The organism is Aquabacterium sp. (assembly GCF_034003525.1).
Lineage (GTDB): Bacteria > Pseudomonadota > Gammaproteobacteria > Burkholderiales > Burkholderiaceae_C > Aquabacterium.
In genome coordinates, this window is the sequence record NZ_JAVEYN010000051.1 from 1 (window position 1) to 7,361 (window position 7,361).

Annotated in this window: 6 protein-coding genes and 1 pseudogene; all 7 read right to left on the minus strand. The window is 65.2% G+C overall.

Annotation, left to right across the window (positions count from 1 at the left end):
* The coding region (locus RBT42_RS16315) for a putative solute-binding protein (RefSeq protein WP_320367052.1) at nt 1-1,015 on the minus strand (1,015 nt) is incomplete at its 3' end.
* Nucleotides 1,016-1,158: 143 nt separating this feature from the next.
* Entirely contained in the window at nt 1,159-2,277 is a 1,119-nt protein-coding gene (gene proB / locus RBT42_RS16320; RefSeq protein WP_320367053.1) for a glutamate 5-kinase, read from the minus strand.
* Nucleotides 2,278-2,899: 622 nt separating this feature from the next.
* Nucleotides 2,900-3,949, minus strand: a pseudogene (gene cgtA / locus RBT42_RS16545) (Obg family GTPase CgtA); the annotation flags it as partial.
* A gap of 135 nt (nt 3,950-4,084) precedes the next feature.
* Entirely contained in the window at nt 4,085-4,342 is a 258-nt protein-coding gene (gene rpmA / locus RBT42_RS16330; protein ID WP_320367056.1) for a 50S ribosomal protein L27, read from the minus strand.
* A 45-nt stretch (nt 4,343-4,387) separates the two neighbouring features.
* On the minus strand, nt 4,388-4,699 hold the full coding sequence (rplU, locus tag RBT42_RS16335) for a 50S ribosomal protein L21 (protein ID WP_320367058.1): 312 nt from the start codon (nt 4,697-4,699) through the stop codon (nt 4,388-4,390).
* 96 nt (nt 4,700-4,795) lie between these two features.
* Entirely contained in the window at nt 4,796-5,821 is a 1,026-nt protein-coding gene (locus tag RBT42_RS16340) for an HD domain-containing phosphohydrolase (protein ID WP_320367060.1), read from the minus strand.
* Nucleotides 5,814-7,361, minus strand: a 1,548-nt coding sequence (locus RBT42_RS16345; protein ID WP_320367062.1) for an ATP-binding protein, incomplete at its 5' end; no start/stop codon positions are given. The genes RBT42_RS16345 and RBT42_RS16340, both read right to left, overlap by 8 nt.

Consider the following 7,361-nt stretch of genomic DNA (forward strand, 5'->3'; position numbering starts at 1 on the left):
CGCTGCAACGAGCCTTCTTCATGACGTTCAGGGTCGTCTTGTTATAGATGACTTGCTTGGCGATTTCCAGACGGGCCTCGCGGTACATCACGGCGTACTTGGGGATGCTCTCGGCCGGGAAGTCTTCCCAGGTGGCGGCCGGGATGCCTTTTTCAGCGGTATTGACGATGTTCAGCGCGCGGTCGAACTGGGCCAGCCAGAACTGGCGCGATTTCTCGCCAAAACCTGCGGGGAACTTGTTCTTGTTGAGCATGATCTGCACCGTGGGGATCACGATGGGCAGACGGCCGATACCGCCGGTCTTGCCGATGCCCTTGTGCAGCTCGAAAGGCTTGTAGGCCACGGCCGGCAAGGTCACCATGTCGAGGAAGCCGTTGTTGAACTTCGGGCCGATGTTGGTCACGTCCACGGACACCGGCTGAGCGCCGATGCGCTGGATCATCATGCCCTGGGCCTTGTCGTAGTCGAAGGCGGCGATCTTCTTGCCCGACAGGGACTCGACGGTGTTGTTCTTGCGGTCACGCACGATGGGGTAGGCCGCGCCCAAGGGGAAGATGCCACCGACTTCGTAGTTGCCATCCACCATCAGCTTGCCAGCAGCCGGGGCTGCAAACACCTGGATGACCTTGCGCAGCACTTCATAGCCGGCGTCGATGTCGACCTTGCCGTTTTTGATCACCAGGGTCGAGCCGATGCTGTCGATCGAGCCGGCGACGCCATTGAACTGGCGGGTGCGGAAGGAGGTGGCCACCACGGCGTCACACTGCCCGGCACGGAAGTCCTCGATGGCCACGCGCTCGTCGACGTAGCCCTTGAGCTCCATGTCAGCACCATGCTTTTGCATGGCCAGGGCGTAGTCGGTCGAGGCCGCGTAGACGTCGCCGGACTTGCCTGCCACGTCCCAGACGCAGACAACGTTCTTGGCATGGGCCGACACGGCCACGGACGACAGCAGCGCGGCGGCGGCCAGCGCCAGGGATTGGGGGCGGAAGAAGAAGCGGGTGGCGAGGGACATGGTGAGGGTCTCCGGGGGCAGAACACGTGAAATAAGTCGCGGGACTGATTCTCACGTGACGTCCGAACGCCCCTATGCAGGGTGAACCCGCCTCCCTCCCCATTCAGGGGATCGCGTCAGGCGCCTCTCGCGGGCTGGACCGATCAGGCCAGCACGAGGTTGTCGCGGTGGATCATCTCGGGCTCGTTGGTGAAGCCCAGTGCCGCCTCGATGTCGGCCGAAGCCTTGCGCACCAGCAAGCGCGCTTCGCTGCTGGCGTAGTTGGCCAGCCCACGGGCCACGTCCTGGCCCTGGCTGTTGCGCACGGCGATGACGTCGCCGCGGAAAAACTCGCCCTCCACCTCGGTCATGCCGATGGGCAGCAGGCTCTTGCCTTCGTCGCGCAGCGCGGTCACGGCCCCGTCGTCGATGACCACGGCCCCACGCAGTTGCAGGTGGTCGGCCATCCACTGCTTGCGGGCGGTGAGCTTGGCGGTGTCGGCCACGAAGAGCGAACCGATGGCCTCGCCCTGGGTCAGGCGCACCAGCACGTCGGGCTCGCGGCCCCAGGCGATCACGGTGGAAGCGCCGCTGCCGGCCGCACGCTTGGCGGCCAGCACCTTGGTGATCATGCCGCCGGTGCCCACGCGCGAACCGGCGCCACCAGCCATCTGCTCCAGCGCAGGGTCGCCGGCGGTGCAGACATCGATGAAGCGGGCGTTCGGGTCCTTGCGCGGATCGGCGCTGTACAGACCCTTCTGGTCGGTGAGGATGACGAGGGCGTCGGCTTCGACCAGGTTGGCGACCAGCGCGCCCAGGGTGTCGTTGTCACCAAACTTGATTTCGTCGGTGACGACCGTGTCGTTCTCGTTGATGACCGGCACCACCTGGTGCGACAGCAGGGTCAGCAAGGTGGAGCGGGCGTTGAGGTAACGCTCGCGGTCGGCCAAGTCGGCGTGCGTGAGCAGCACCTGGGCGCTGCCCATGCCATGCTCGCGCAGCTTGGTTTCGTACATCTGCGCCAGGCCCATCTGGCCGACGGCGGCAGCGGCCTGGAGGGCGTGGATTTCCTTGGGGCGGGTGGCCCAGCCCAGGCGCTTCATGCCCTCGGCGATGGCGCCGCTGGAGACCATGATGACCTCACGGCCATCTTGCGCCAGGGCGGCCATCTGGCGGCACCAGGTGCCGATGGCCTCGGCGTCCACGCCCTTGCCCTCGTTCGTGACCAGACTGGAGCCCACCTTGACGACAATGCGGCGGGCGTTCTTCAACACATCGTTCATGGGCAGGCGCTCGGTCAGGACGAATGGGAATCAGGACTCAGCGGGTGGCCTTTTTGACCGCGGCCTTCTTGGCGACGGCTTTCTTGGCGGGGGCTTTGACGGGCGCTGCTTTTTTAGCGGGCGCCTTGGTGGCCGCCGACTTCTGGGCCACCGCCTTTTTCGCGGCCACGGTCTTCACGGCGGCTTTCTTGGCTGCAACGGGCTTGACTGCGACCTTCTTGGCGGCCACTTTCTTTGCCGGCGCCGCCTTGGGCGCGGCCGCCTTCTTCACCGCCACCGGCTTCACGGCCGCGGTTTTGAGCGCCGCCTTCTTGGCGACGGGTTGAGCCACCGCAGCCTGGCTCACAGCCTTCTTGGCAACCACCTTCTTCGCCACAGCTTTCTTCGCCGCCGTCTTCTTGGCGGCGGGTGAGGCGGCCGTCTTCACAGCGGCTTTCTTCGCTGCGGCCTTCTTGGCAGGCGCAGGCTTGGCCGCAGCTTTCTTGGCCGGGGCTTTCTTGGCTGCCGTCTTCTTGGCGGCGGCCTTGCGGGCAGCACCCGACTTGGGCTTGATCAACGCCTCCAGTTCCTCGTCATACGACAGACCAGCACGGGCCATCAGGTCAGAAGCCATCGGCAGGCTGGCTTCCACGTCGAAGCGGATGTCGGCTTCTTCGTGGTGCTCTTGCATGCTGGCCACGTGCTGGTAAATCGTCTGCACGAGTTGCTCGCAGCCCTGGCGGGTCAAGGCCGAGATCTGGAAGACCGGGCCCTTCCAGCCGTAGCGGCGCACGAACTCCAGCACGCGGGTGACGCGCTCAGCCTCAGGGATCATGTCGAGCTTGTTGAGCACCAGCCAGCGCGGCTTGTTGTAGAGCTCTTCGTCGTAGATCTTGAGTTCGTTGACGATGGCGCGGGCCTGCTGCACCGGGGCGGCATCGTCGAACGGCGCCAGGTCGATGACGTGCAGCAGCACGCGGGTGCGCTGCAGGTGGCGCAGGAACAGGTGACCCAGGCCGGCGCCTTCCGACGCGCCTTCGATCAGACCGGGGATGTCGGCGACCACGAAGCTCTTTTCCGGTCCCACGCGCACCACCCCCAGGTTGGGGTGCAAGGTAGTGAAGGGGTAGTCGGCGATCTTGGGACGGGCGTTCGAGATGGCCGCGATCAAGGTGGACTTGCCGGCGTTGGGCATGCCCAGCAGGCCAACGTCGGCCAACACACGCAACTCGAGCTTGAGCTTGAAGGCCTCGCCAGGCCAGCCGACCGTCTTCTTGCGCGGGGCGCGGTTGGTCGAGGTCTTGTAGTGCAGGTTGCCGAAGCCGCCATCGCCACCCTTGGCCAGCAGGCGCTTTTCGCCATGCTCGAGCAACTCCATCATCACTTCGCCGGTTTCAAAGTCGCGGATGATGGTGCCCACCGGCATGCGCAGGACGATGTCCTCGCCGGCCGCGCCGAACTGGTCAGAGCCTCGGCCTTGCTCGCCATTGCGCGCCTCGTGGCGACGGGCGTAGCGGTAGTCGATCAGGGTGTTGATGTTGCGGTCAGCGACCACGTAGACGTGCCCGCCTCGCCCGCCGTCGCCCCCGTTGGGGCCGCCGAAGGGGATGAATTTCTCGCGACGGAAGCTGATGCATCCGCTGCCACCGTTGCCGGCGGTCACATCAATGGTGGCTTCATCGACGAATTTCATGAGACGGGTGTCCTTGTGAGTCCAGGGCAGAGATTATCCCTGCCACTGGCAAAAAAATCTGGACGGGCGACAAACACAAAAGCCCCGGCAAGCCGGGGCTTTGGTTCAGCAGGCCCGTGGGCTGCCAAAGACCGATCAGACCGGGGTGATGACCACGGTCTTGCGGTTCAACGCGCCCTTGACGGTGAAGGACACGGTGCCATCGACCAGCGCGAACAGGGTGTGGTCGCGGCCGGTGCCGACGTTGGTACCAGCGTGGAAGCGAGTGCCGCGTTGACGGACGATGATGGAACCAGCGGAGATCACTTGACCGCCGAAGGCCTTCACGCCCAGCATCTTGGGTTGCGAGTCACGGCCGTTCCGCGTGGAACCGCCGCCTTTTTTCTGTGCCATGGATCTGCTCCTTGGTGACTGAGGTTAGACGAAGAAGGCGCGAGATCAGGCGTTCACGGCGCTGATTTCCAGCTCGGTGAAGTTCTGACGGTGACCTTGGCGCTTCTGATAGTGCTTACGACGACGCATCTTGAAGATGCGGATCTTGTCGTGACGACCATGAGAAACAACAGTTGCCTTGACGGTTGCGCCAGCCACCAGAGGGGTACCAACCTTGAGTTCAGCGCCGGAGCCGACTGCCAGAACCTGGTCGATCACGATCTCTTGGCCAACTTCCGCAGCAATCTGTTCTACTTTAATTTTTTCGCCAGCAGCAACCTTGTATTGCTTGCCACCGGTTTTTATGACCGCGTACATGTTGAGACCTTTCAGGAAAAGAACTATTCCTCGCCTTTTACAAAGCGAAGCTCTCTACTTTAGCACGCTGCCAATACGAAGTAAAGCGGTCCGCGTTCAGTCCGGAAGGCGATAGCCCTGCTCCAGGAACAGGCGCACGCAGGCATCGACCGCCTGGGCGTCGTAGCGCGCGCCCCGGGCTGCGGTGATCTCATCCAGGGCGGCATCCAGGCCCAGGCTGGGCCGGTAGGGGCGGTGCGACACCATCGCCTCGACCACGTCGGCCACTGCCAGCACCCGCGCTTCCAGGCAGATGGCCTCGCCTTTCAGGCCCAGCGGGTAGCCCGAGCCGTCGAGCCGCTCGTGGTGCTGGCCCACGGTCTCGGCGATCGGCCAGGGAAAGTCGATGGTCTGCAAGATGTCGCGGCCGATGCCGACGTGCTCCTGCACCAGGCCGTACTCGATCGGGTTGAGCCGCCCGGGCTTGTTGAGGATCTCGGCCGGCACGCGCAGCTTGCCGAAATCGTGGACGACGCTGGCGAGGTACAGCCCTTCGATCTGCGCGGGCGACATCTGCAGCTCGGTGGCGATGGCCACCGCCAGGTGGGCGACCCGCCTCTGGTGGCCGGCTGTGTAGGGGTCGCGCACCTCGACCGTGGCGCCCAGCACCGTGATGACGTCGGTCAAGGTCTTTTGCAGTTGTTCGCGGCTTTCACGCAACTTGTGGGTGCGTTGCTCGACCTGGTCCTCGAGGTGGTGGCGCAGACGCACGACTTCGAGGTGGGTGCGCACGCGTGCCAGCAGCTCTTCGCGCTGGTAGGGCTTGGTCACGAAGTCGACCGCGCCCAGCGCGAAGCCGCGCACCTTGTCTTCGGTGTCGGTCAGGGCGCTGACGAAGATGACGGGGATGTGGGCCGTGGCGGGCGACGCCTTGAGCCGACGGCAGACTTCAAAGCCGTCCAAGTCGGGCATGCGGATGTCGAGCAGGACGAGCTCAGGCGGGTCGATCTGGGCCGCTTGCAGCGCCAGCTCGCCCTGGATGGCCGAGCGCACGTCGTAGCCTTCGGCCTGGAGGAGCTCAGTGAGCAGTTTCAAGGAGGCGGGGGTGTCGTCCACCGCCAGGATACGTCCGTGATCAGCCATGGGACAGCGTCTGTAGCGCTTTCAAAATGGTGGGGTAATCGAAGCCGTCGATCAAGGGCGCCAGGGTGTCGGCCAGCTCCGTATTGTGCGTGCGGACCTGGGCCAGGGCGCTGGCGATGCGGGTGCTGTCCAGACTTTGTAGCGCCGCTGCCAAGGCATCGCGCAGCGCGGCGGGCAAGGTGGCGAGCGCTTCGGGCGTCAGGCTGGGGGGTAGCGCCAGGGTCGCCGCGGCCTGGTGTTCGCGCACAAAGCGCAAGCCCAGATGGCGGGCCATGCAGTCGTAGATTTCGCTGGCGCGGTAGGGCTTGCGCACGAAGTCGTCCATGCCGGCGGCGAGCAGTTCGGCACGCTGCTCGCGCAGGGCGGAAGCGGTGACGGCCACGATCTTGACCTGCTGCCCGCCGGGCAACTGGCGGATGCGTCGGGTGGCTTCCTCGCCGTCCATGACGGGCATGCGGTGGTCCATCCAGATGAAGTGGGGCTGCCAGGACTGGAACAGCTCGACCGCCATCTGGCCGTTCTCAGCCAGCTTCCAGGGCAGGCCCACGGCGTCGAGCAGGCTCGACAGCAGCACCTGGTTGTCGCGCTGGTCTTCCACGATGAGGACACGGCAAGGGGTCTGGCCGGGCTGCAGGCCGATGACACGCCCGGGCTCGGTCTGCGCAAGCTGCGGCAGATCGGACGCCTGCGCCTCGTGCAATGGCAGCTCCAGCCGGAACACCGAGCCCTGGCCCACGGTGCTGCGCACGCTGATGTCGCCGCCCATCAGGGTCACGAACTGGCGGGTGATGGCCAGGCCCAGGCCGGTCCCCTTGTTGACGCCCTGCTCGCCCAGTTGGACAAAGGGCTCGAAGATGCGGGCCTGCTCGGCCTCAGGGATGCCGGCCCCCGAGTCTTCCACCTCGATGATGAGGTGCGTGGCGCGGCCCTCGTGGAACTGTCGCTGCAGGCGGATGGCCACCCCGCCCTGATCGGTGAACTTGATGGCATTGCCCAGCAGGTTGATGAGCACCTGGCGCAGGCGGGCTTCGTCGCCGACGATGTAGCGCGGGAAGTGCGACGCCTGGTCAACCAGCAGGCTCAGGCCCTTTTCCTGCGCCCGGATCGTCATCATGTCGGTGACGTCGCGCACCAGGCCGCCCAAGTCAAAGGCGGCCTCCTGCAACTGGGCCCGACCGGCCTCGATCTTGGCCATGTCCAGGACATCGTTAATGAGGTGCAGCAGGTGTTCACCACTGCGATTGATGATGCCCACGCTGCGACGGTGGTCGTCGGTCAGGTTGGACGCCATCGACATGAGGCTGGAGAAGCCCAGGATGGCATTGAGCGGCGTGCGCAGTTCGTGGCTCATGTTCGCCAGAAAGGCGCTCTTGGCCTGGTTAGCGGCCTCGGCGGCATTGCGGGCGAGCACGAGGTCGGCGGTACGCTGCTGCACCTCGGCTTCGAGGCGGTCCTTGTAGCGGCGCAGGGCGTCGTCGAGCCGCTGCCGCTCGGTGACGTCGCGGCCCGAGATCAGCAGGCCGCTCACCTGCCCGTCGGG

Excerpts from the sequence above, each read along its gene's own strand:
- proB (WP_320367053.1), bottom strand. The coding sequence starts at position 2,277 with ATGAACGATGTGTTGAAGAACGCCCGCCGCATTGTCGTCAAGGTGGGC.
- rpmA (WP_320367056.1), bottom strand. The coding sequence starts at position 4,342 with ATGGCACAGAAAAAAGGCGGCGGTTCCACGCGGAACGGCCGTGACTCG.
- rplU (WP_320367058.1), bottom strand. The coding sequence starts at position 4,699 with ATGTACGCGGTCATAAAAACCGGTGGCAAGCAATACAAGGTTGCTGCT.
- RBT42_RS16340 (WP_320367060.1), bottom strand. The coding sequence starts at position 5,821 with ATGGCTGATCACGGACGTATCCTGGCGGTGGACGACACCCCCGCCTCC.